General features: G+C 64.5%; 20 protein-coding genes and 1 tRNA gene. 8 read left to right on the top strand and 13 right to left on the bottom strand.

Features of this window, described 5'->3' with window-relative positions; all coding sequences use genetic code 11:
- Position 1 precedes the first annotated feature (1 nt).
- From K426_RS15400 to K426_RS15385, 4 genes are all read right to left on the bottom strand, one after another.
- Complete coding sequence (locus K426_RS15400; protein WP_176392265.1) at positions 2–628, bottom strand: LysE family translocator; 627 nt, start codon at positions 626–628, stop codon at positions 2–4.
- A 3-nt stretch (positions 629–631) separates the two neighbouring features.
- Complete coding sequence (atpA, locus tag K426_RS15395) at positions 632–2,161, bottom strand: F0F1 ATP synthase subunit alpha (RefSeq protein WP_066558832.1); 1,530 nt, start codon at positions 2,159–2,161, stop codon at positions 632–634.
- 2 nt (positions 2,162–2,163) lie between these two features.
- Positions 2,164–2,718, bottom strand: a complete 555-nt coding sequence (locus K426_RS15390; protein WP_066561862.1) for a F0F1 ATP synthase subunit delta — start codon at positions 2,716–2,718, stop codon at positions 2,164–2,166.
- 218 nt (positions 2,719–2,936) lie between these two features.
- Complete coding sequence (locus K426_RS15385) at positions 2,937–4,475, bottom strand: S1C family serine protease (protein ID WP_066561859.1); 1,539 nt, start codon at positions 4,473–4,475, stop codon at positions 2,937–2,939.
- 116 nt (positions 4,476–4,591) lie between these two features.
- On the opposite strand from K426_RS15385, the gene ada reads away from it, so the two are divergent.
- Complete coding sequence (gene ada, locus K426_RS15380; RefSeq protein WP_066558828.1) at positions 4,592–5,653, top strand: bifunctional DNA-binding transcriptional regulator/O6-methylguanine-DNA methyltransferase Ada; 1,062 nt, start codon at positions 4,592–4,594, stop codon at positions 5,651–5,653.
- A gap of 79 nt (positions 5,654–5,732) precedes the next feature.
- Entirely contained in the window at positions 5,733–7,232 is a 1,500-nt protein-coding gene (locus tag K426_RS15375; RefSeq protein ID WP_443018193.1) for a tetratricopeptide repeat protein, read from the top strand.
- On the opposite strand, the gene K426_RS15370 is transcribed toward K426_RS15375, so the two are convergent.
- The 3 genes from K426_RS15370 to K426_RS15360 are packed head-to-tail and all read right to left on the bottom strand — an operon-like array spanning position 7,201 to position 10,240.
- The gene (locus K426_RS15370) at positions 7,201–7,356 is read right to left on the bottom strand and encodes a DUF1289 domain-containing protein (protein ID WP_066558826.1); all 156 of its coding nucleotides are present in this window, start codon (positions 7,354–7,356) and stop codon (positions 7,201–7,203) included. The two genes, K426_RS15375 and K426_RS15370, sit on opposite strands and share 32 nt — an antisense overlap.
- Complete coding sequence (locus K426_RS15365; RefSeq protein ID WP_066558823.1) at positions 7,356–9,527, bottom strand: primosomal protein N'; 2,172 nt, start codon at positions 9,525–9,527, stop codon at positions 7,356–7,358. Before K426_RS15365 ends, K426_RS15370 begins: the two co-directional genes overlap by 1 nt.
- 47 nt (positions 9,528–9,574) lie before the next feature.
- On the bottom strand, positions 9,575–10,240 hold the full coding sequence (locus K426_RS15360; RefSeq protein WP_082748616.1) for a DUF2490 domain-containing protein: 666 nt from the start codon (positions 10,238–10,240) through the stop codon (positions 9,575–9,577).
- A 143-nt stretch (positions 10,241–10,383) separates the two neighbouring features.
- Between K426_RS15360 and fsa the strand changes: the two genes are divergently transcribed.
- The 3 genes from fsa to K426_RS15345 all read left to right on the top strand — a co-directional run bounded on the left by fsa (position 10,384) and on the right by K426_RS15345 (position 13,707).
- Positions 10,384–11,037: a fructose-6-phosphate aldolase gene (fsa, locus tag K426_RS15355; RefSeq protein WP_066558821.1), complete on the top strand. Its 654-nt coding sequence runs from the start codon at positions 10,384–10,386 to the stop codon at positions 11,035–11,037.
- Between the two features lie 98 nt (positions 11,038–11,135).
- A complete protein-coding gene (locus K426_RS15350; protein ID WP_066558819.1) occupies positions 11,136–11,465 on the top strand; it encodes an antibiotic biosynthesis monooxygenase family protein in 330 nt (109 codons plus the stop codon).
- Positions 11,466–11,592: 127 nt separating this feature from the next.
- Positions 11,593–13,707 (top strand): acyltransferase family protein, encoded by a 2,115-nt coding sequence (locus tag K426_RS15345; protein ID WP_082748614.1) that lies wholly within the window; start codon positions 11,593–11,595, stop codon positions 13,705–13,707.
- Here K426_RS15345 and K426_RS15340 read toward each other — a convergent pair.
- Positions 13,678–13,754 (bottom strand) — tRNA-Arg (locus K426_RS15340). The two genes, K426_RS15345 and K426_RS15340, sit on opposite strands and share 30 nt — an antisense overlap.
- A gap of 86 nt (positions 13,755–13,840) precedes the next feature.
- Between K426_RS15340 and K426_RS15335 the strand changes: the two genes are divergently transcribed.
- A complete protein-coding gene (locus K426_RS15335; RefSeq protein ID WP_066561854.1) occupies positions 13,841–14,560 on the top strand; it encodes a queuosine precursor transporter in 720 nt (239 codons plus the stop codon).
- A 2-nt stretch (positions 14,561–14,562) separates the two neighbouring features.
- Here the strand turns inward: K426_RS15335 and truA are convergent, their stop codons facing one another.
- Together truA and fmt are read right to left on the bottom strand one after the other, a co-directional pair.
- The gene (gene truA, locus K426_RS15330) at positions 14,563–15,309 is read right to left on the bottom strand and encodes a tRNA pseudouridine(38-40) synthase TruA (RefSeq protein ID WP_066561852.1); all 747 of its coding nucleotides are present in this window, start codon (positions 15,307–15,309) and stop codon (positions 14,563–14,565) included.
- Between the two features lie 4 nt (positions 15,310–15,313).
- Positions 15,314–16,222 (bottom strand): methionyl-tRNA formyltransferase, encoded by a 909-nt coding sequence (gene fmt, locus K426_RS15325; RefSeq protein WP_066561850.1) that lies wholly within the window; start codon positions 16,220–16,222, stop codon positions 15,314–15,316.
- Positions 16,223–16,409: 187 nt separating this feature from the next.
- On the opposite strand from fmt, the gene recR reads away from it, so the two are divergent.
- Positions 16,410–17,006 (top strand): recombination mediator RecR, encoded by a 597-nt coding sequence (gene recR, locus K426_RS15320; protein ID WP_066558817.1) that lies wholly within the window; start codon positions 16,410–16,412, stop codon positions 17,004–17,006.
- Between the two features lie 31 nt (positions 17,007–17,037).
- A complete protein-coding gene (def, locus tag K426_RS15315; protein WP_066558815.1) occupies positions 17,038–17,568 on the top strand; it encodes a peptide deformylase in 531 nt (176 codons plus the stop codon).
- A gap of 211 nt (positions 17,569–17,779) precedes the next feature.
- Here def and K426_RS15310 read toward each other — a convergent pair whose 3' ends face one another.
- From K426_RS15310 to K426_RS15300, 3 genes are all read right to left on the bottom strand, one after another.
- Entirely contained in the window at positions 17,780–19,135 is a 1,356-nt protein-coding gene (locus K426_RS15310) for an amidohydrolase (protein ID WP_066558812.1), read from the bottom strand.
- Positions 19,136–19,237: 102 nt separating this feature from the next.
- The gene (locus K426_RS15305; protein ID WP_066558809.1) at positions 19,238–20,029 is read right to left on the bottom strand and encodes a 3-hydroxybutyrate dehydrogenase; all 792 of its coding nucleotides are present in this window, start codon (positions 20,027–20,029) and stop codon (positions 19,238–19,240) included.
- A complete protein-coding gene (locus K426_RS15300) occupies positions 20,026–21,204 on the bottom strand; it encodes a patatin-like phospholipase family protein (protein ID WP_066561847.1) in 1,179 nt (392 codons plus the stop codon). The genes K426_RS15305 and K426_RS15300 overlap by 4 nt, the downstream gene beginning before the upstream one ends.
- Positions 21,205–21,247: the final 43 nt, after the last annotated feature.

Genomic DNA, 21,247 nt, shown 5'->3' with positions numbered 1-21,247 from the left:
TTCAAACATTCCGAGCAAGGGCCAGACGGCCCGCGAGACCAAAGAAACCGACGCCCATGGCGCCTTCGAACCAGCGCATCGCGCTGCTCTGCCCGACCTTGCGGCCCGCCTTGACGGCGAGAGCCGCTAGAAGGGCGCACCAGAAGAAGCCCAGCCCATAGACGATCGCGATCAGCAGCATGCCCTGCCACGGTGCGTCCGGGCCGGTGCCGACAAATTGTGGCAACGCGGCGAGGAAGAAGATCGCGACCTTCGGGTTCAGCACGGTGCTGATGAAACCCTGGGCGAAGGGCGATCCGCCGATCCGCAGTTTAGGCGTTTCCGACGCGGGCGCGGGCTTAACAGCGCCGCGCAGCATCGAAAGACCGAGCCATGCGAGGTAGATCGCGCCAGCAATCTTCACCGCCACGAACAGCCCCGGCACCGCGTTCAAGACGCTGAGGAAGCCGAAGCCGCACAGCGCCATGTAGAACAGCCCGCCGAGCTGGATGCCGCCGATCGCCGCCATTCCCGCCTTCAGCCCGCGCCGTGCCGCGTGACCAGCCACCAACATGGTGTCCGGTCCCGGCAGCAGCACCAGACCGATCGCCATGACGGTCCAGGCAAGGAGGGAATGGGCGGTCAGCACGTCTTAGGCGAAGGTCTTGCCGAACGAGTCCAGCGCGGCCTTCAGCTTGGCCTTGGGCTCGTCGCCCAGATCCTTGCTGTCGCGGATCGCGGCGAGGACATCGGCATGGTCGTGACGCAGATAGGCGAGCATCAGCTCTTCATAGCGCGTCACATCCTTGACCGGCACGCTGTCCAGATAGCCGTTGGTGCCCGCGAAGATCGACGCGGTCTGCTCCTCGAAGGGCAGCGGCGAGAACTGGGCCTGCTTCAGCAGTTCGGTGAGGCGCGCACCACGGTTCAGCAGCTTCTGGGTCGAAGCGTCGAGGTCCGAACCGAACTGGGCGAAGGCCGCCATTTCGCGATACTGAGCCAGCTCCAGCTTGATCGAGCCGGAAACCTTCTTCATCGCCTTGGTCTGCGCGGCCGAGCCGACGCGCGATACCGACAGGCCGACGTTGATGGCCGGACGGATGCCCTGGTAGAAGAGGTTGGTTTCGAGGAAGATCTGGCCGTCGGTGATCGAGATCACGTTGGTCGGAATGTAGGCCGACACGTCGCCCGCCTGCGTTTCGATGATCGGCAGCGCGGTCAGCGAGCCGGCGCCGTTGGCGTCGTTCATCTTCGCCGCGCGCTCCAGCAGGCGGCTGTGCAGGTAGAACACGTCGCCGGGGTACGCTTCACGGCCCGGAGGACGGCGCAGCAGCAGCGACATCTGGCGATAGGAGACGGCCTGCTTGGAAAGGTCGTCATAGACGATCACGGCATGCATGCCGTTGTCGCGGAAATATTCGCCCATGGTGACGCCGGTATAGGGCGCCAGATACTGGAGCGGAGCGGGCTCCGAAGCGGTGGCGGCGACGACGATGGAATATTCCATCGCGCCATTTTCTTCGAGCTGCTTGACGATCTGCGCGACAGTCGAGCGCTTCTGGCCGATGGCGACGTAGATGCAGTAGAGCTTCTTGCTTTCGTCACCCGAAGCGTTGATGCCCTTCTGATTGATGAAGGTGTCGATCGCGACGGCGGTCTTGCCGGTCTGACGGTCGCCGATGATCAGCTCGCGCTGGCCGCGGCCGACGGGGACGAGGGCGTCGATGGCCTTGAGGCCGGTCTGCACGGGTTCGTGCACCGACTTGCGGGGGATGATGCCCGGAGCCTTCGTTTCGACGCGCTTGCGCTCGGTATATTGGATCGGACCCTTGCCGTCGATCGGGTTGCCGAGGCCGTCGACGACGCGGCCGAGCAGACCCTTGCCGACCGGAACGTCCACAATGGTGCCGGTACGCTTGACGGTGTCGCCTTCCTTGATCTCGGCGTCCGAGCCGAAGATCACGACGCCGACATTGTCGGCTTCGAGGTTCAGCGCCATGCCCTGCACGCCATTGGCGAACTCGACCATTTCGCCCGCCTGGACGTTGTCGAGGCCATGGACGCGGGCGATGCCGTCACCCACGGTCAGCACGGAACCGACTTCGCTCACCTGCGCTTCGGTGCCGAAATTGGCGATCTGGTCCTTGATGACCTTCGAAATTTCTGCGGCGTTGATATCCATGTTCAGCCTTTCATCGCCAAAGCGAGACTATTCAAACGGGTGCGGATGGAGGAATCGATCATCTGGCTGCCGATCTTGACGACCAGCCCGCCCAGGATCGCGGGATCGACCTTTTCATCGACCGCGACGTCGCGGCCGACACGGGCCTTGAGGCTCTTCTGCAGAGCGGTAATCTGGGTTTTGCTGAGCGGATGGGCGCTCGTCACTTCGGCGCGGGCTTCGCCCTTGTGATTCGACAGCAGCGTCTCATAGGCGCGGATGACGGCGGGAAGCTGCGACAGGCGACGGTTCTGGGCGAGCACGCCAAGAAAATTCGTCGTCAGCGCATCGATCGCCATGGAGGATGCTACGGCCGCGATCGTCTTGCCTGCTGCGTCGCGGCTGAGGACGGGGCTGTTGATCAACCCCTTGAAATCAGTCGATTCGGCCAAAGCCGCCTTGAGCGCCGCCAAGCTCGCCGCGACGGTGTCGAGCGTCTTGCCGTCGCGGGCCAGATCGAACAGCGCCACCGCATAGCGGCCGCTGAGGCTAGCCTGAATACCGCCGGTAGTCTCCACGCGCTTACCGTCCTCCACTTGATTTCCTGGCATTTGATTTGCCGGTCATGCAAAAAGGGGGCGCGGTTCTGATCCGTCCCGGTCCCCTGTTGGGGGGCCGGTTAGCAGTGGGATTGTGACTATGCAAGTCATGGAACGCGATTCGACCGTTCGGATGAAAACATCGCGATTTGACTGAGTTTTTATGACGCCCGAATCGACGATTTTGTAGGCCGTCTTCACCGGACGGCCGGAGCGAGCCGACCCTTTTGGCAATGATAGACGATCCGCTCATTGGGCTGGGCAGGCAGCAGGGCGGCAAGATCGCTCTGCAACGAGGCGATTTTCGCCAGCAGCGCGGAATCGTTGCCGCAGCCCTTGATCGGCCCGTCCCCCAGCGCACGGATCTTGGCCATGGTGTCGATATCGGGCAGCCAGCGCTGAACCCGCAGCATGCCCGTGGCGGGATCGAAGCGGCTGACCGTCACGAAACCATGGTCGTCGGGCACGTTCGCGCGCTGCCAGCCGGTGCCGGACGAGACATATTGGGTGTTGCCGTCGACGCAGCCGCCCTCGGCCCAGTGGAACCCGATGTCATTGGGTTCCGATATGGTGAGCCGGCTGCGATTCACGTCCACGCGACAGATATTGTCGCCCGCCCAGGCATAGGCATTGTTGCCGGTGACGCTCTTGTCCTCGGGCAACTGGATGCGTTCGTCGATGCTGGAGAAGCTTGGCTTCAGGAAGAACAGCCCGATCGCACCGAACAGCAGCAGGCCGCCGCCCGCCAGCCACCAGGTCGCGCGTTTTTCCCGTCCCTGGCTGTAGAAAAGGCCGCCCGCGCCAAGCCCCAGCACGGCCAGCGCCAGCAGCACAGCTGCGCCGGCCATGGCATTCTCCCGGGCGGAGATGACATCGCGCTCGGCGGTGTCGCGGGCCTTGTTGATCGCGGCTTCGCGGGCATCGGCGCGGGCGCGTTCGGATTGCTCGCTCCGCGCGTCCTCGCGCTGGGTGAGGGCGGCTTCGGCGGCGTCGGCCTCCGCCATCGACCGGCAGGGGACGACGGTATGCAGCGATGCAACGCCTGCTTGCCGCAGGAAGGATGCGATTTCCCGCCACGACACCGCAAATCCGAACTCCGCATCGTTGCCGTCCGACACGGAACCGAAACTGTTGACCCCCAGCACCCGGCCGCAATCGTCCACCAGCGGCCCGCCGCTATTGCCCGCCGCCAGCGGCGCGGTATGCAGCACCGTATCGAAATTCTGGCTCGCCCGGCCGGAGGAGACATTGCCGCTGGTCTTCACCGTGCCCAGCGGTTCGACCAATTGCTTGAGGCCCAGACCCTGGGCGCGGTCGACCGTGCCGGGATAGCCTATGGCGGTGACATGCTGCCCATCGCTGACCGCCCCCGCGTAAAAGGTGCTGACCGGCAGCCTGCCTTCCTCCAACTGGATCAGCGCCAGGTCGTTGCCGGGCGAAAAGGCGATGATCTTACCGCCATATGTCTTGGTCCCCTCCGAAGGGATGACGCCGATGACGAGATTTTTTTCCTCCCGCATCAACTCGACCACATGGGCGTTGGTGATGATCTTGTCCGGCGCGACCGCAAAGCCGCTGCCATGCCCCACGAAATAGGCGTCGGAGCCGTTGGTCGCCACCAGCACGACGCGGACCACCCCGCGGGCGGCGGCGGCGATATCCTGCTGCTCGGCGCGCGCGCTCAAGGGCGCGACAAGAGCGAGGATTAGGGCGAGGCGACGGAGTAGTGCGACCATGATTGGCGGCATTCATATGCGATGGTGGGATTGAGGCAATGCGGAAATGCGCGAAACCGCTTTTTGACCGCAAGCGGCGGGAAGTCTGATGTCTTCCCATCGGCTATGCCCTATCTATGAACGAGATGAGACAGCCCCAAGCCCCAATGCATGCCATGCCGGATGCCGATGCCTGCTGGGACGCATTTCTGCGCCGGGATCGCGGCTTCGACGGGCGGTTCGTGGGCGCCGTGCTGACCACCGGCATCTATTGCAAGCCAAGCTGCGCCGCGCGGCACCCCAGGCGGGAGAATATGATCTTCCTGCCTGACCCGGAGGCGGCGCGCGCGGCGGGTTTCCGCGCCTGCCTGCGCTGTCGCCCCGATGAGGTGGGGCGCGACCGGCTGGCGGTGGAGGCGGCGGTCGCTTTCATCGCCGCCGCCGAAACGCCGCCTTCGCTGGAGGAAGTGGCCGGTCATGCCGGCTATGCGCCGCATCATTTCCACAGGCTGTTCAAGCGGGAAACGGGCATGACGCCCGCCGCCTACGCCCGGTCGCTGCGCACCGAACGGCTGAAAAGCGCGCTGGAGGAAGGGGGCAGCGTCACCGGCGCCATCTATGAGGCGGGCTATAATGCGCCCAGCCGCGCCTATGCCGATGCGGAGCGGCATCTGGGCATGACGCCCAGCGCCTGGAAGGATGGCGGCCGGGGCGTGGCGATTCGCCATGCCGTGGTGCCGACCAGCCAGGGTCCGGTGCTGGTGGCGGGCACGGCGCGAGGCCTGTGCCGGATCAGCTTCGACGAGGATGAAGCGGATTTGCGGCGGCGCTTCCCCAAGGCGGAGATCCTGCCGGCGGACAAGGCGCTGGCAGGATTAGCGGAGCAAGTTGCGCGGCTGGTGGATGATCCGGCGCATGCGCCTGATTTGCCGATGGACCTGTGCGGAACGGCTTTCCAGCAGGCGGTCTGGGCAGCGCTGCGCGCGATCCCGCCGGGGCAGACGCGCACCTATGGCGAAATCGCGGCGGCGATCGGCAGGCCGGGGGCGGTGCGGGCCGCCGGAACGGCTTGCGGGGACAATAATCTGGCCGTGCTGATTCCCTGTCACCGGGTCTTGCGGAGCGACGGGAGCCTGGGCGGCTATGCCTATGGCGCGCAGCGCAAGCAGGCTTTGCTGGAGCGGGAAAGACAGGGCTGAGACACCGCTTTTCGCTTTTCTTACAGCAGGCTATCCGCCATGAACGCGACCATGGTTCAATGCCATTGCAGGGGGTGGCGTGAAGATTCTGGGGTTGAAGGGGCTGCTGGTCCTGGCGGGCGCGCTGGCGCTTGTTCCGGGAACGGCGCAGGCGGCATGGTTGCAGGCGAAGAGCCGGCATTTCACCATTACCAGCGATGGCGGCGAAGCGAAGCTGCACGAATTTGCCGAGAAGCTGGAAAAGTTCGACGGCCTGTTGCGCAACGCGACCGGCATCGACGATCCCGAGGCTGGCAGCCCGGTCCATGTCTATCTGCTGTCGAACGACTCCAAGGTGAAGGCGCTGGCGCGCAACCCCAATATCGCGGGCTTCTATACGACGTCGGATCGCTTCGCCTATGCCGTCCTGGCGCGCGGCGCGAAGATGAGCGAATATGATGTGGGCGCCGAGGACATATTGTTCCACGAATATAGCCATCATTTCATGCTGCACCATTTCCCGGCGGCCTATCCGGCCTGGTATGTGGAGGGCTTCGCGGAATTTTTCTCCGTCGTGAAATTTCCCAAGGATGGGTCGATCCAGTTCGGGCGCATCCCGATGGCGCGGGCGCCCACGCTGGTGCAGGATTCGCCCTATCCGCTGAAGGATCTGTTCGCCCGCGACACCGAAGGGCTGGGGCTGCGGGATGGAGACCGCTATTATGGCACGGCCTGGCTGCTCACTCATTATTTCCAGTACAAGACTGACCGGCGAGCGGAAATCAGCCATTATCTGAAGGATTTGACCGCCGGCGTGCCGGATATGAAGCTGGATGGCTATTTTGCCGGCGGCATCGATGGGCTGGAAAAGGACCTCAAGGCCTATATGCGCCGTCCGCTGTCGGCATCGCGGCTCGACCCCAAGGCAGTGACGGTCGGCGCCATCACGATTAGCCCGGTCGATCCGGCGCGGGGCGCGCTGATCGAGGATGAATTGTGGCTGATGAACCATCCCCGCACCGAAGACCTGCCCCAGATCGTCAGCGCGATCCGGGCCACTGCCGCCAAATTCCCTTCGAGTGGCTATGCGCTGGCGCTGTTGGCGGAGGCGGAATGGGATGCTGAGGAAAAGGCGGCGGCGCTGGCCGACGCCGATCGGGCGATCGCGCTCGATCCCGGACTGTCGCGGGCCTACAGCATCCGGGCGCGGGTGCTGCTGGAGCGGGCGCGTGACGATGACCGGGAGGAGGATTGGAAGGCTGCGCTCAAGGCCATCGTCAAGGCGAACCGTGCGGACACCGAGGATCCGGTGCCGCTGGCGCTCTTCTACCGCTATCATGCGATGAAGGGCGGGCCGATGCCGGATATCGGCTATGACGGCTTGGCCAAGGCTTTTGAGCTGCTGCCGCAAAGTCCGGAATATCGCATGACCTATGTGCAGGCCCTCGCATTCCGGGGGAAATATGCCGAGGCGTCCCGGTTGCTCGATCCGCTGGCCTATTCGCCGCATCCCTCCGGCATGCGCGACGCGGCGCTGGCGCTCAAGAAACGTTTCGATGCGGAGGCGGCTAAGAAGAAAAGCCCTTCAACCGTTCCATGATCGCCCGCCGCTGGGCCTTGCTCATGCCCGTCCAGCGCCGGATTTCGTCGGTCGTCCGCCCGCAGCCGGTGCAGATGCGCCCGGCCTTGTCGAGCTTGCAGATGTTGACGCAGGGGCTTTCCATCACATGAAGCTGTAGGGATCGACGTCCACCGCGACGCGCGTGCCCGACTTCCAGGTAAGGTTGCCCAGCCATTCGCGGATGGCGCCCTGCACGTCGACCTGCCGCGTGGCGTGGATCAGCAGGCGGTGGCGATGCCGTCCGCGCAGCATGGAAAGCGGCGCGGGGGCGGGTCCGTAGACGCGCATCCCTTCGATCAGCGGGGCCGACTTGCCGATCAGTCGGGCGATTTCGGCGGCTTCGTCGGCATTCTCGCTGGAAACGATGATCGCAGCGAAGCGGCCGAAAGGCGGGGCGTTGGCGTGACGGCGATTGGCTGTCTCCACCTCGTAGAAGCGTTCCGAATCGCCCGCGATCAGCGCCTTGATCACCTCCGCCTCGGGCATGCGGGTCTGGATGAAGACGCGGCCGGGCTTCTGCCCGCGTCCGGCGCGGCCCGCCACCTGGACGATCTGCTGGAAGGTGCGCTCCGACGCGCGCAGGTCGCCGCCTTCGAGGCCCAGATCGGCGTCGATCACCCCCACCAGCGTCAGGTTCGGAAAATGATAGCCTTTTGTGACGAGCTGCGTGCCGATGATGATGTCGACCGCGCCCGCCTCCACCGACTTCACGAATTCGGCCACCTTGGCAGGGGACCAGAGCGTGTCGGAGGTGACGATGGCGGTACGCGCATTGGGCCAGAGTGCCTTCACCTCGTCCGCGATCCGTTCGACGCCGGGGCCGCAGGCGACGAGGCTGTCCTCCTCCTTGCAATCGGGGCAGAAGCGGGGGGCCGGGATGACATGGCCGCAATGATGGCAGGCAAGGCGATGGGTCAGCCGATGCTCGACCATCCAGGCGGTGCAATTGGGGCACTGGAAGCGATAGCCGCAATGGCGGCAGAGCGTTAGCGGCGCATAGCCGCGGCGGTTGAGGAAGAGCAGGCTCTGCTCCTCCTTGGACATATTTTCATCGATGGCGCGAACCAGTGGCGGGGCGATCCAACGCCCGCGTTCCGGCGGGTCGGTCAGCAGGTTCACGCCCTCGATCGCAGGCATTTGCGCGCCGCCAAAACGGGAGGGCAGCTTGATCTCGCGATAGCGGCCCAGTTCCACCTGATGCCGCGTCTCGATGGCGGGCGTGGCGGAGGCCAGGATGACGGGGAATTTCTCGATCAGTCCCCGCATCACCGCCACGTCGCGGGCGTGATAATGAACCCCGTCCTCCTGCTTGAAGCTGGCTTCATGCGCTTCATCGACGACGATCAGGCCCAGATTGGGATAGGGCAGGAATAGCGCCGATCTTGCGCCCACGACCACCGCCGCCTCGCCCGCCGCGATTGCCCGCCAGGCGCGCCGTCGTTCGCTCTGGCGCAGGCCGCTGTGCCAGTTGACCGGCACGGTGCCGAAGCGCTTTTCGAACCGTTCGAGGAAAGGCTCGGTCAACGCGATTTCGGGCAGCAACACCAGCACCTGCCGCCCCCCCCGAATGGCGGCGGCGATGGCCTCGAAATAGACCTCCGTCTTGCCCGATCCGGTCACGCCGTCGAGCAGGAAGGGGGCGAAGGCCCGTTCCCTGACCGCGTCGATGAACTGATCGGCGGCCGCGCCCTGCTTGTCGGACAGCAGCGGCGGGGCATGATCGGGGTCGGGCGCGGGGAAGGGCGTGTCGACGCTGACCTCCACCGCTTCGAAGGCGCCCGCCTTGATCAGCCCGCGGATCACCGCGTCGCTCACCCCGCCGATCATCGCCAGCTCGCGGATCAGCCCCTGCCGCTCACCGATGCGCTCCATGGCTTGGGCACGCTGCTCGGTCATCCGGTCCGGCAATTCACCCGTAGCGCGATATTCGATGACGGTCCGCGCGCCCTCCAGCGCCGCCATCGACGCCAGCGTCATGCGCAGCACGGCGGCGATCGGGGCGAGATAATAGTCCGCCGTCCATTCGATCAGGCGGCGCAGCGTTTCGGGCACCGGCGGCGCGTCGACCAGCCCCACGATATTGCGCAGCCGATTGTCGCCCACCGTCTCGATCTCTGGGAAGCTGTCCTCCTCCCACAGCACGCCGACGATCTGGCGCGGCCCCAGCGGCGCGACGACGATGCTGCCGGGCCTGGCGTTCATCCCGTGCGGCACCCGATAGTCGAGCGGCCCCAGGGCGGCGTTCAGCAGGATGACACGGGCGCGCGAACTCATGGCCTCCTCCCTAATGGCAGGGGCGGGTGAGGCAAGGCCAAGAAGCGTCAGATTTTCCAGTTCAATGTCAGCCAGGGGATATGCGCGACCGCATCGGGACGGGCATCGCGGAAGGTCTGCTGGCGCATATAGAGCAATTGCACGTCCAGCGCCTTGCCGATCGGATGGCGCAGGCCGATCTGGTTGCGCATGACGGCAAGGCCGGTCTTGTCGCTCGGGCGGGCGCGGTTCAGGTGGAACATCAGCTCGGTCGTGGCGATCAATGTCCATTTTTGCGCCGAATCGAGCGGGATCGATGCCTGCACCCGCTGGCGCAGCCGCCAGCTTGCCTCGTCGGCGGTATCGAAAAAGCGCTGTTCGATCCGGGTGCGGGAAAGCCATATCCCCCTGGTCAGCGTCACCTGCTGGAACAGCCGCATTTCCTGCTCCGGCCCCGAATGGAAATAGGCAAGGCCGCCGCCGATCTGCACGCCGGTCGCGATTCGATGATCGATCAGGATGCGCGTCGTCTGCTGACCGCCGTTGGAGGCGTCGCGGCGGAAGCGCTGGCTGAGGTCGAGGCTGATAATGTCGGCATCGCTGGCCTTGATCGTCAGCGTTTCGGTCAGCCATGCCTGGGTTTCGCTGGTCGCCGCGACGGCGGGTGCGGCTGCGAATATTGCGATGGAGGCAAGCGCGTCCCATATATGGCGCGGACGCAAAAGGCGGAGCATGGATCGGTCCTTTGGAAAGGTACCGCCGTCATAATGTTGCGCCGGGCCCAAGGTAAAGGGCCGGGCTCGGGCAATAATGGCTAATCGGGCATGGAGCGGCTAAAGGAGACGCGATTCGTCCTTACCCTCCCTGGAGCAGACCCATGAAATTCTTCGTCGACACCGCCGACACCAACGAAATCCGCGAACTGGCCGCCACCGGCCTGCTGGACGGCGTCACCACCAACCCCTCGCTGATCCACAAGTCGGGCCGCAAGTTCCTGGAAGTGGTGGAGGAAATCTGCGGCATCGTCGAAGGGCCGGTCTCGGCCGAAGTCGTCGCGCTCGACCATGAGACGATGATGAAGGAAGCCGCCGTGCTGCGGAAAATTGCCGACAATGTCTGCATCAAGGTGCCGCTGACCATCGATGGGCTCAAGACCTGCAAGGCGCTGACCGGCGAGGGCGTGATGGTGAACGTCACCCTCTGCTTCTCGGCCAATCAGGCGCTGCTGGCGGCCAAGGCGGGCGCGAGCTTCATCTCGCCCTTCGTTGGACGGCATGACGATAATGGCTTCGACGGCATGAAACTGATCGAGGATATCCGCCTGATTTACGACAATTATTCCTTCGCTACCGAAATTCTGGTCGCGAGCGTGCGTCACCCGATCCACGTGCTGGAAGCCGCGAAGATCGGCGCCGACGTGATGACCGCGCCGCCCTCGGTCATCAAGGCGCTGTTCAACCATGTGCTGACCGAAAAGGGCATTGCCGGCTTCCTGGCGGACTGGGAAAAAACCGGCCAGTCGGTTCTCTGATTTTCTCTTCGGTGAAGGGCGCGCGGGGAACCGGGCGCCCTTTTTCTGTCGCAACTTCTGCCGCCGCGCATCATTCTCTCCAGAAAAGGAGAGAGCCGATGTTCGTCGCGGTCTATTGGTGGCGTGTCCACCCCGGCAAGGAGGAGCAGTTCCGCAAGGCCTGGCGCCGGGGAACCGACCTCATCCGCGAAAAATATGGCAGTTATGGATCGCGGCTGCACCGCGATGCGGACGGGCGTTTCGTCGGCTATGCCGAATGGCCGGACGAAGCGACCTGGCGCGCCGCCTTCGACCAGAAGATGGTCTATGACGATCCGCAAACTCGCGCCGCCTTCGTCGATGCCATTGCGGAAGTTCCGCCCGACACCGATCCGATCTTCACCATGACCGTGATCGACGACCTGCTGCTGCGATCGGCAGCGGCCTGACCAATCGGCCTAAGCCCGCATCCCTTCCGTTCGCTTCCCCTGCGCCTTCCAGCCAGCCCTCTAACACCTTTGACCCTTGCGACTGTCCCGATGCGCTGATGCGCCGGGCGATACAGGCTCTATCACCATGATTGCCTGCCAAGTCCCTGGAAAAGAGGAGCGAAAGAGCATCGCCGCCAGCGCATCCTGTTCCGTCTTGCCGGTCCCCCTGGCGATAGAGGGGGGTTCCGCCTCAGCCTATCGGCGCGACATCGATGGGTTGCGCGCTTTGGCGGTCCTGCCGGTGCTGTTCTATCATGTCCGCCTCTGGCCCTTTTTCGGGGGCTTTGTCGGCGTCGACATCTTCTTCGTCATCTCCGGCTATCTGATCGCTTCGATCATCGCGCGGGAACTGGCGGAAGGCAGGTTCAGCCTCACCGCCTTCTATGCGCGGCGCATCCGCCGCATATTCCCCGCTTTGTTCGCGACGATCGCCGTCACCATAGTGGCGGGCAGCCAGATACTGCTGCCGCTTGATTATCGAGCGCTCGGGATGAGCGCGACGGCAACGGTGCTGTTCGCCAGCAATCTCTATTTCGCTCGGCACAGCGGCTATTTCGGCAGCGCGGCGGAGGAAGCGCCGCTGCTCCACACCTGGTCGCTGGCGGTGGAAGAGCAATTCTATATCCTGTTCCCGCTGCTGATGCTTTGCGCTTTCTGGGCGGGAGGACGGACCCGGCTTTTGCTGGCGGCGATGGCGCTCCTCTCCTTCGACTTCGCGCTGTTGCTGGTCGACCGGGCGCCCGTCCTGGCCTTTTACCTGCCTTTCCCCCGTGCCTGGGAGTTTCTGGCGGGGGCGCTGCTGGCGACCGGCCTGTTGCCGCCGTTGCGGAGCGGATGGGCGGCGCAGCTTTGCGCGCTTGCCGGTATCGTCTCGATCGGCTGGGCGGTCTTCGGCTTTTCCGGCGGGACCGCCTTTCCCGGCCTGAACGCCCTTTACCCCGTGCTGGGGGCGATGCTGATCCTGCATGCGGGACAGGGCGGTTCGGCGGTCGGCCGGATGCTGAGCGGCGCGCTGCCGGTGGCGATCGGCCGCATCTCCTATTCGCTCTATTTGTGGCATTGGCCGATCGTCGTTTTCTGGACCTATCGCACCGATGGCGACTGGCGGTTGCGGGAACAGGTGCTGATCGTGCTGCTCTCGCTGCTGGTCGCCGCCCTTTCCTGGCGTTTCATCGAAGAACCGTTCCGCAGGGCGCACTACTTCACGATCGGCCGCGCCTTCGCCTTTGCCGGAGCGATGGTGGTTGCCGGGTGCGGGGCGGGGGCATTGCTTTACCTTTCCGGCGGCCTACCTGCGCGGGTGGCGCCCTCGGTCGCGGCGCTCGACGCGGCGAGCCGGAGCATGGCCTATCTGCCGGAGCGCTGTTCGGGCATGGCGGCGGTGCGGCACCGAACGCTGTGCGCGGTGGGCGCGCATAACGGTACGGCGCCCAGCTTCCTGCTGTGGGGCGATTCCCATGCCCATGCGCTGAAACCCGCTTTCGATCAGGCAGGCGATGCGCTGGGACTTTCCGGGCGGATCGCATCCTATCCCGCCTGCCCGACGCTGCTCGGCCTCGACCGGCTCGACCAACCGCCTAGCCATGATTGCAGCGCCTTCAATGCCCAGGTGCTGGCGATGTTGCGCGACAACCCGACCATCCACACCGTCTTTCTCGTCTCTCGATGGGGTCTGTGCGCCAATGGCCGCCGACCCGAAGGGGGAACGCCCTGCTATCTCGGCCGAGATGAGAATGACGACAAGAGCCTCAGCCGTGACGCCCTGCTGTTCCGCTCGGGCCTGAACGAAACGGTCGGGACGCTGACGGCCATGGGCAAGCGGGTCATCCTGGTCGCCCCCATTCCGGAATTCCGCCGCAACGTGCCCGAAAGCCTGGCGCGGGCGGAACTCTACAGCGAACCGACGCAACTGGTGCTGTCGCGCGCGGACTATCTGCGCCGTCAGCGGCAAGTTTTCGGCGTTTTCGATGAAATGCAGCGGCGTTTTGCGGTCGGCATCATCTATCCGCACCATCTCCTCTGCCGCAGCGGTCAATGCGCGACGGTGGCGCATGGCGTGCCGCTTTATTCCGACGACGACCATCTGTCACGCCAGGGCAGCCTGCTTTTAAGCGGCATGGTCTATGAAGCGATGCGGCCGATCCGTGGCCCCGCGGACCGAAAAGGAAAATGGCGACCCCGACAGGATTCGAACCTGTGACCATTCGCTTAGAAGGCGAATGCTCTATCCAGCTGAGCTACGGGGCCGTTGGGGCGTTCGATAGCGGGGCTTTGGCCGGCTTGCAATCATAGGCGGCATTGCATTTGCCCGCCGGGCCGATATGCAGGGGCGCATGACCGATCCGGGGGTAAGGAAAATCGATGCCTATGCACTGGGCGCCCGCCCTTTGCGCTATTTCGATTTCTGCATGGCGGCCTTTGTCGCCATATTGCTGCTGTCCAACCTGATCGGCGCGGCCAAGCTGTCGACCGTGGGCGGCTTCACCTTCGGCGCGGGCATCCTTTTCTTTCCGCTGGGCTATGTTCTGGGCGACGTGCTGACCGAAGTCTATGGCTATGCGCGGGCGCGGCGCTGCGTCTGGGCGGGCTTCGGCGCGATGCTGTTCATGGCGCTGATGAGCTGGGTGGTGGTGAAGCTGCCCCCGGCGGAGGGCTGGCCCGACCAGAAAGCCTATGAGGCGGTGTTCGGCAGCACCTGGCGCATCGTCTTCGCCTCGGTCACGGCCTTTTGGGCGGGGGAGTTCGCCAACAGCTTCGTCCTCGCGAAGATGAAGTTGCTGACAGAGGGCAAGCACCTGTGGATGCGCACGATCGGGTCGACCGTCGTGGGGCAGGGGGTGGACAGCCTGCTTTTCTATCCGCTGGCTTTCTATGGCGACTGGACCAATGCTCAGGTGGTGACGGTGATGATCACCAACTGGCTGATGAAAGTGACCTGGGAAGCGGTGCTGACGCCTGTGACCTATGTGGTGGTCGGCAGCCTCAAGCGCGCCGAAGGGCTGGACGTGTTCGATGAGAGCACGAATTTCACCCCGTTCCGGGCGAGTCTTTAGCTTCACTCGCCGGGATAGCGCGCGCTCACGAAATATAGCCCGTCCGGCGGTGCATTCAGCCCCAGCGCCGCCCGATTCTTCGCATCCCGCGCAGCCTCCAGATTCCCGATCGACCAGCGCCCCATGCCGACCATGGCAAGGCATCCCACCATCGACCGCACCTGATGATGCAGGAAGGACCGTGCCTCCGCAAATATGGCGATCCGGTCACCTGAACGCTCCACGTCCAGCCGGTCCAGCGTCTTCACCGGACTTTCCGCCTGGCAATGGACCGAGCGGAAGGTGGTGAAGTCATGCCGCCCGACCAGAAGCTGCGCCGCTTCCTGCATCGCGGCGGCATCGAGCGGCTGGATCACCCGCCAGACCAGCCCATTTTCCCAGGTCAGCGGCGCGCGGCGGTTGGCGATGCGATAGACATAGGACCGGCCGATGCAGGAAAAGCGGGCATGCCAGTCATCGGGCACCACCTCGCAGGCCAGGATCGCGACGGGCGCGGGTCGAAGAAGCGCGTTCAGCGCCTCCATCAGACGAAAGGGCGTGAAGTCCTTCGCAATGTCCGCATGGGCGCGCATGGCAAGCCCGTGGACGCCCGCATCGGTGCGCCCGGCGGCATGGATCGCGACCCGCTCACCCGTGACGGCAAAGATCGCCTGCTCGATCGCCTGCTGGACGCTGGGGCCATGGGCCTGCCGTTGCCAGCCCATGAAGGGGCGGCCGTCAAATTCGACGGTGAAGGCGAATCGCGTCATCTTTTCAGGCGTCGACCCGGCTGCCCGCAGGCATGTCATAGCCGCGCAGCAATTCGCCCGCTAACATCGCGCCCTTGCCCGCGCGCTGGATCAGCGTCGGGCGGATCGCGCCATGGCCGCATCCGATCAGCAGGCTGTTGTCGAGCAGTTCCCCGGCCGCGCCTTCATTTTCCTCGACATGGGCGGCCAGGATGCGAAAGCGCTCGCCGCGATATTCGAAGAAGGCGCCGGGGACGGGATTGAAGGCGCGTACCTGCCGCTCGACCTGATGCGCGTCGCGGTTGAAATCGATGCGCGACTCCGCCTTGTCGATCTTGGACGCATAGGTGACGCCCTCTTCCGGCTGCGCGATGGGTGGATGGAGCGCGATATCGTCCAGCACCTCGACCATCAATTTTGCGCCCGCATCGGCCAGCTCCTCCGTCAGCGCGCCGGCGGTCTTGTCCTCGACCGGGGTGACATGTTTGGCGCGCATCGGGCCGGTGTCGAGCCCCGCCTCCATATCCATGATGGTGACGCCGGTGACATTGTCCCCTGCGAGGATGGCGCGCTGGATCGGGGCCGCGCCACGCCAGCGGGGGAGGAGGGAAGCGTGGATATTCATGCAGCCGAAGCGCGGCGCGTCGAGAATCGGGCGCGGCAGGATCAGGCCGTAAGCGGCGACCACCGCGACATCGGCTTTCAGCGCGGCGAAAGCGGCCTGCACATCGGCATCTTTCAGCGAAACCGGCGTGCGGACCTCAATGCCCATTTCCTCCGCCTTGGCGTGAACGGGGGAGGGGCGCAGCGCCTTGCCGCGCCCGGCTGGACGAGGCGGCTGGCTGTAGACGGCGACGATCGCATGCCCGGCCTTCGCCAGCGCGACCAGTGCCGGAACGGCGAAATCAGGGGTTCCCATATAGACGATACGCATGGTGGGCCTTTTATCGGGTTTCGGCACCGGCCCGCGCCCCCACCCGGCCACCCATATGATACTGCCGTTGGGTGGCCGGGTGGGGGGGCGGGCCGGTGCCGCATCTGAAATGCGCCGAAGGCGTATTTCCAAAGACGCCCTCTCAAACCCCTTGTGTCCACGACTTGCAAGCCCTTATTCCGGTTCCATGGCTTCTCCTGAAATCGAAGCGCTGACGCAGGCGCTGTCCCGCCTGCCCGGCCTTGGCCCGCGGTCCGCGCGGCGCGCTGTCCTGCACCTGCTCAAGAAGCGCGAATCCGCGCTGGAGCCGCTTTTGCGCGCCCTTGACGCAGTGAACGACCGGCTGGTGACGTGCAGCCTATGCGGCAATGTCGACACGGTCGATCCCTGCGGCATCTGCACCGATCCGCGCCGTGATGCGCGGGCGCTCTGCGTCGTGGAGGATGTGGCGGACCTCTGGGCGCTGGACAAATCGCGGCTGTTTCCGGGACGTTTCCATGTGCTGGGCGGGCGGCTCTCTGCGCTGGAGGGCGTGCGGCCGGAGGATTTGAGCATCGATGCGCTGGTGGCGCGGGTCGAGGCGGGCGGTATCGACGAGGTGGTGCTGGCGATGAACGCCACGCTGGAAGGGCAGACCACCGCCCATTATCTGGCCGAGCGGCTGGAGCGGTTCCCGGTGCGGCTGACTCAATTGGCGCATGGCGTGCCGGTCGGCGGGGAGCTGGATTATCTGGACGAAGGCACTTTGGCGCAGGCGCTTCGGGCGCGGCGGCCGATCGCTTGAATTTTTCCCGCCGCCGGATTATTTTAGGGCGATGGCCATTATTCCAATCCTAGAGGCGCCCGATCCGCGCCTGCGTACCATCTCGTCTCCGGTGGAGGCGATCGATGACGATTTGCAGCGTCTGATCGACGATATGCTGGAAACCATGTATGACGCGCCGGGCATCGGCCTGGCCGCGATCCAGGTGGGCGTGCCCAAGCGGGTGCTGGTGATCGACCTGCAGGAACCGGAGTCTGACGAGGAAGACGCGCCGTCGGTCAAGAAGCCGATGGTGTTCATCAATCCGGAGATTCTGGAAGGCTCGGAAGACCTGTCAGTCTATAATGAAGGCTGCCTGTCGGTCCCCGACCAGTTTGCGGAAGTGGAACGGCCTGCAAGCATCCGGGCGAGCTGGATGGACCGCGATGGACGGATCCATGAGGAGCGGCTGGAAGGTCTGCTTGCCACCTGCCTCCAGCATGAGATGGATCATTTGCAGGGCGTGCTGTTCATCGACCATCTCTCCCGGTTGAAGCGGGATATGCTGATGAAGAAGCTGACCAAGGCGCGCAAGGCGGCCTGAGCGGTTCGGCTTGTGGGGTAGGGGAGGCCGGTTTTGGCCAATAGGGGACGTTGATAATATCGTCATCCCAGCGAAAGCTGGGATCGCGTTAGGTTAGGTCGTACGCTATCGCCTAAGTCCCAGCTTTTAAGTTCCCAGCTTTCGCTGGGATGACGGCAATGGTGTCGGCTTCCCACCCTACTCTACCATTCCCGAATTCGCCTCTTTCGCTTCAATCCTGCTTCAATATATGCATTGCCAGCACCGTCATGGCCTCGCTGGCGGTGGCGATGACCTTGTCGGCCTCGGGCGCCCAGAAGGGGCTATGGAGCGAAGGGAGGCTGATCTCGCCCGCCGCGGCCTTGGCCATCTGGTCCGCCGGAACGCCGCCGACCCAGAAGATGAAGCTTTCGATGCTCTTGTCAGCCCGATAATAGCGGCCGAAATCCTCGCCCGCCATGGACGGCTTGGTCTCGTTGACCGTGTCTGCGGGGAAATGCGCCTTCAGCACATCCGCCATCCGGTTGGCGAAGGCGGGCGGGTTGTAGGTGGATGGGGTGAATTCGTCCTTCACGGAAATCACCGGCATTTTGTCGTCGGGAACGCCCGCCGCAATGGCTTCGCCCCTGGCGATGCGCTCTATGCCCCGGATCAGCTTTTCCCGCGTCTCGTCCGAATAGCTGCGCACCGTCAGCAGCAGCTTCGCATCATCGGGAATCACATTATGCTTGGCGCCGCCCATGAAGCTGCCGACCGTGACCACGGCGGGGTCGAACGGGTCTTGTTCCCGGCTGACCAGTGTTTGCAGCGCGGTCACGATACGCGCGCCCAGCACGATCGGGTCGCGTGTGGTCTGCGGGTAGGCGCCATGGCCGCCCGTGCCCCGCACCAGCAAGTCGACGCTGTCGACATTGGCGAGCGCGAAGCCGGGCGTATAACCGATCTTGCCCGCCTCCAGATTAGCGGCGTCGTGGAAGGCGATGGCGTGGGTCGGCCTCGGGAAGCGGGTGTAGAGTCCGTCCTCCAGCATCAGCCGGGCGCCGCGTCCCACTTCCTCGGCGGGTTGGAGGATCATCACCAGCGTGCCCTTCCACTCCTCCTTCATCGAGGACAGGAGCCGGGCCGTTTCGATGAAGGCGGTCATATGCGTGTCATGACCGCAGGCGTGCATGACGCCGGTCTCGGCACCTTCGGCCGTCTTGGCCTTGACCTTGGACGCGAATTCCAGGCCCGTCTGCTCGGTGACGGGCAGGGCGTCCATGTCGGCGCGGATCAGCAGCACCGGGCCGGACCCGTTCTTCATCACGGCGACGACGCCGGTGCCGCCGACCTTCTCGGTAACGGCGAACTTCATCGCCTTGAGGCGGCGGGCAAGCTTGGCGGCGGTGGAGAACTCCTGCTCCGACAGTTCGGGATTGGCGTGCAGGTCGCGATACAGCGTCATCAGGCCGTCCATGTCCTTCGCGATGGTCGTCGCGATGGCACTGGGCGGTGGGGCGGCCATTGCGGGCGTCACCGCATCGGTCTGCGCATGGGCAACAGAAGAAAGGCTGGCGGCGGCCATGATGGCCGTCAACGCTTGACGCATCGATTGGTCTCCCTGGAAGGCTGCGGCAGCATAGGAGGAATTTGTCGGGGTTTTAAGAGGGGGTGGAATTTCCCCAATTGGCCGCTGCTCCCAGCCGCTTGTTTATTGCGCGGTCCAGCCGCCGTCGATGCTCATATTGGCCCCGGTGATGTTGGCCGCGACATCGCTGCACAGATAAAGCGCCATGGCGGCGACCTGTTCGACCGTGACGAACTGCTTGGTCGGCTGTCCCGCCAGCAGCACATCGTTCATCACCTGCTCGCGCGTCATCCCTCGCGCCTTCATCGTGTCGGGAATCTGGTTTTCCACCAGCGGCGTCCAGACATAGCCCGGCGAAATGCAATTGGCCGTGATGCCGAAGGTCGCCAGTTCCAGCGCCAGCGTCTTGGTAAGGCCCGCCAGCCCATGCTTCGCCGTCACATAAGCGCTCTTGAAGGGCGAGGCGGTCAGCGAATGCGCCGACGCCGTCTGGATGATCCGCCCCCATTTCTTCGACTTCATATAGGGAATGGCGAGACGCGAAGTGTGGAACGCGCTGTTGAGATTGAGCGCGATGATGAGGTTCCATTTGTCGACCGGGAAATCCTCGACCGGCGCGACATGCTGCATCCCGGCATTGTTGATCAGGATGTCGACGCCGCCAAAGGCACCCGCTGCCTCCTTCATCATCGCTTCGATCTGGTCGGTCTTGGTTAGGTCATGGCCGCTATAGAGCGCCCTGGCCCCGCTCAGCGCCTCCAGCTCGACCCGTTCCTTCTCGATCGCGTCTGCATCCCCGAAGCCGTTGATGACCACATTGGCGCCTTCCCCGGCCAGCGCCTTGGCATAGGCAAGGCCGATGCCGGAGGTCGATCCGGTGATGAGGGCGGTCTTTCCGGCGAAGGATTTGCTCATGCCTGCTTCTCCTTGAGATGGTCGGGGGCGTCGAGGTCGAAGGTGGAGCTTTTCCCGTTGACGATGTTGCGGGCGATAAGGTCGCCCTTGTGCATCACTTCCTCCACCGCGTCGCGGCCCTGAGACCAGTGATCGAGCATGGTGGAGCGGGAAAATTCGAAATCGCGCGCGCCGCTTTCCCAGGCGCGGCTGCGATAGATGAGGTGGACGATATTGACCGAACCCACGTCCAGCAACTGGCGCAGCCGCTGGGCGTCGGCATCCTCCTGCAATTCGGGCGGCAGCTTGTCGAGCAGGGCGCGGATGGCCTTATGCTCCTTGCGCAGCCGCAGATACTGGTCCGTCACTTGCCGGGTGCGGCTGGAAAACTGGATATCCTTGGCGCGGGAATAAACGTCCGTCATCTGCCGGGGGAACGGCCCTTCGGCGGGGAACAGGTCGACCTGGAACACCAGCATGTCGTCGGTCTGATGATCCAGCACATGGGCGAGCGGGGTGTTGGACACGATGCCCCCGTCCCAATACCAGCGCCCGTCGATCTCGATCGGCGGCAGGCCTGGGGGCAGGGCGCCCGACGCCATGATATGGCGCGCGTCGATCCGGGTGTTGCCGCCGTGACCGCGCGTGTCCCAATAGGCGAAATTGCCGCTTTCCACGTCGACCGCGCCCACCGACAGCCGTACCGGCCCGTCATTCAGCAGATCCCAGTCGACGCAGGCGTCCAGCGTGTCCTTCAGTGGCGCGCTGTCATAGAAGCTGATCGCGCCCGGCGTGCCTTCGGGCATCAGCGGCGCGGGCCACAGGCGGGGGCGGAACATGCCCGGCACGCCGAAAGTGGCGACGGTCCCGGCCGCCATCAGATGGGCGGCTTCGCGGATATGATCGATTTCCGGCAGGACAATGTTGGGCATGCCGCCCGAAACGGTGAGCCAGAATTTCTTCAGGCGGCCGAGCCGTTTGTGCGGGGGATTGCCCGCGATGATGGCGGCGTTGACCGCGCCGATCGAAATTCCCGCCACCCAGCTTATGTCGACCCCCAACTCGTCGAGTCGCTGATAGACCCCTGCCTGAAAGGAGCCGAGCGCGCCGCCGCCCTGCAACAACAGGGCGACCTCGCGGGGAAGGGGCAGCGGCGTATTGGCGCGGTGGCGCGGCTGGGGTTCGATATCGGCCATGTCGCAGCGCAATATAGAATTCTGCCGCATCATTCCAACTGAA

Origin of the sequence: Sphingobium sp. TKS (assembly GCF_001563265.1) — a bacterium.
In the GTDB taxonomy this organism is placed as follows: Bacteria; Pseudomonadota; Alphaproteobacteria; order Sphingomonadales; family Sphingomonadaceae; genus Sphingobium.
This window is presented reverse-complemented; position numbering and strand designations above follow the sequence as displayed.

What these genes read in the sequence shown, in the direction of transcription:
- atpA (WP_066558832.1), bottom strand. Translation starts at nt 2,161, where the DNA reads ATGGATATCAACGCCGCAGAAATTTCGAAGGTCATCAAGGACCAGATC.
- K426_RS15385 (WP_066561859.1), bottom strand. Translation starts at nt 4,475, where the DNA reads ATGGTCGCACTACTCCGTCGCCTCGCCCTAATCCTCGCTCTTGTCGCG.
- ada (WP_066558828.1), top strand. Translation starts at nt 4,592, where the DNA reads ATGAACGAGATGAGACAGCCCCAAGCCCCAATGCATGCCATGCCGGAT.
- K426_RS15370 (WP_066558826.1), bottom strand. Translation starts at nt 7,356, where the DNA reads ATGGAAAGCCCCTGCGTCAACATCTGCAAGCTCGACAAGGCCGGGCGC.
- K426_RS15365 (WP_066558823.1), bottom strand. Translation starts at nt 9,527, where the DNA reads ATGAGTTCGCGCGCCCGTGTCATCCTGCTGAACGCCGCCCTGGGGCCG.
- K426_RS15360 (WP_082748616.1), bottom strand. Translation starts at nt 10,240, where the DNA reads ATGCTCCGCCTTTTGCGTCCGCGCCATATATGGGACGCGCTTGCCTCC.
- fsa (WP_066558821.1), top strand. Translation starts at nt 10,384, where the DNA reads ATGAAATTCTTCGTCGACACCGCCGACACCAACGAAATCCGCGAACTG.
- K426_RS15350 (WP_066558819.1), top strand. Translation starts at nt 11,136, where the DNA reads ATGTTCGTCGCGGTCTATTGGTGGCGTGTCCACCCCGGCAAGGAGGAG.
- K426_RS15345 (WP_082748614.1), top strand. Translation starts at nt 11,593, where the DNA reads ATGATTGCCTGCCAAGTCCCTGGAAAAGAGGAGCGAAAGAGCATCGCC.
- K426_RS15335 (WP_066561854.1), top strand. Translation starts at nt 13,841, where the DNA reads ATGACCGATCCGGGGGTAAGGAAAATCGATGCCTATGCACTGGGCGCC.
- truA (WP_066561852.1), bottom strand. Translation starts at nt 15,309, where the DNA reads ATGACGCGATTCGCCTTCACCGTCGAATTTGACGGCCGCCCCTTCATG.
- fmt (WP_066561850.1), bottom strand. Translation starts at nt 16,222, where the DNA reads ATGCGTATCGTCTATATGGGAACCCCTGATTTCGCCGTTCCGGCACTG.
- recR (WP_066558817.1), top strand. Translation starts at nt 16,410, where the DNA reads ATGGCTTCTCCTGAAATCGAAGCGCTGACGCAGGCGCTGTCCCGCCTG.
- def (WP_066558815.1), top strand. Translation starts at nt 17,038, where the DNA reads ATGGCCATTATTCCAATCCTAGAGGCGCCCGATCCGCGCCTGCGTACC.
- K426_RS15310 (WP_066558812.1), bottom strand. Translation starts at nt 19,135, where the DNA reads ATGCGTCAAGCGTTGACGGCCATCATGGCCGCCGCCAGCCTTTCTTCT.
- K426_RS15305 (WP_066558809.1), bottom strand. Translation starts at nt 20,029, where the DNA reads ATGAGCAAATCCTTCGCCGGAAAGACCGCCCTCATCACCGGATCGACC.
- K426_RS15300 (WP_066561847.1), bottom strand. Translation starts at nt 21,204, where the DNA reads ATGGCCGATATCGAACCCCAGCCGCGCCACCGCGCCAATACGCCGCTG.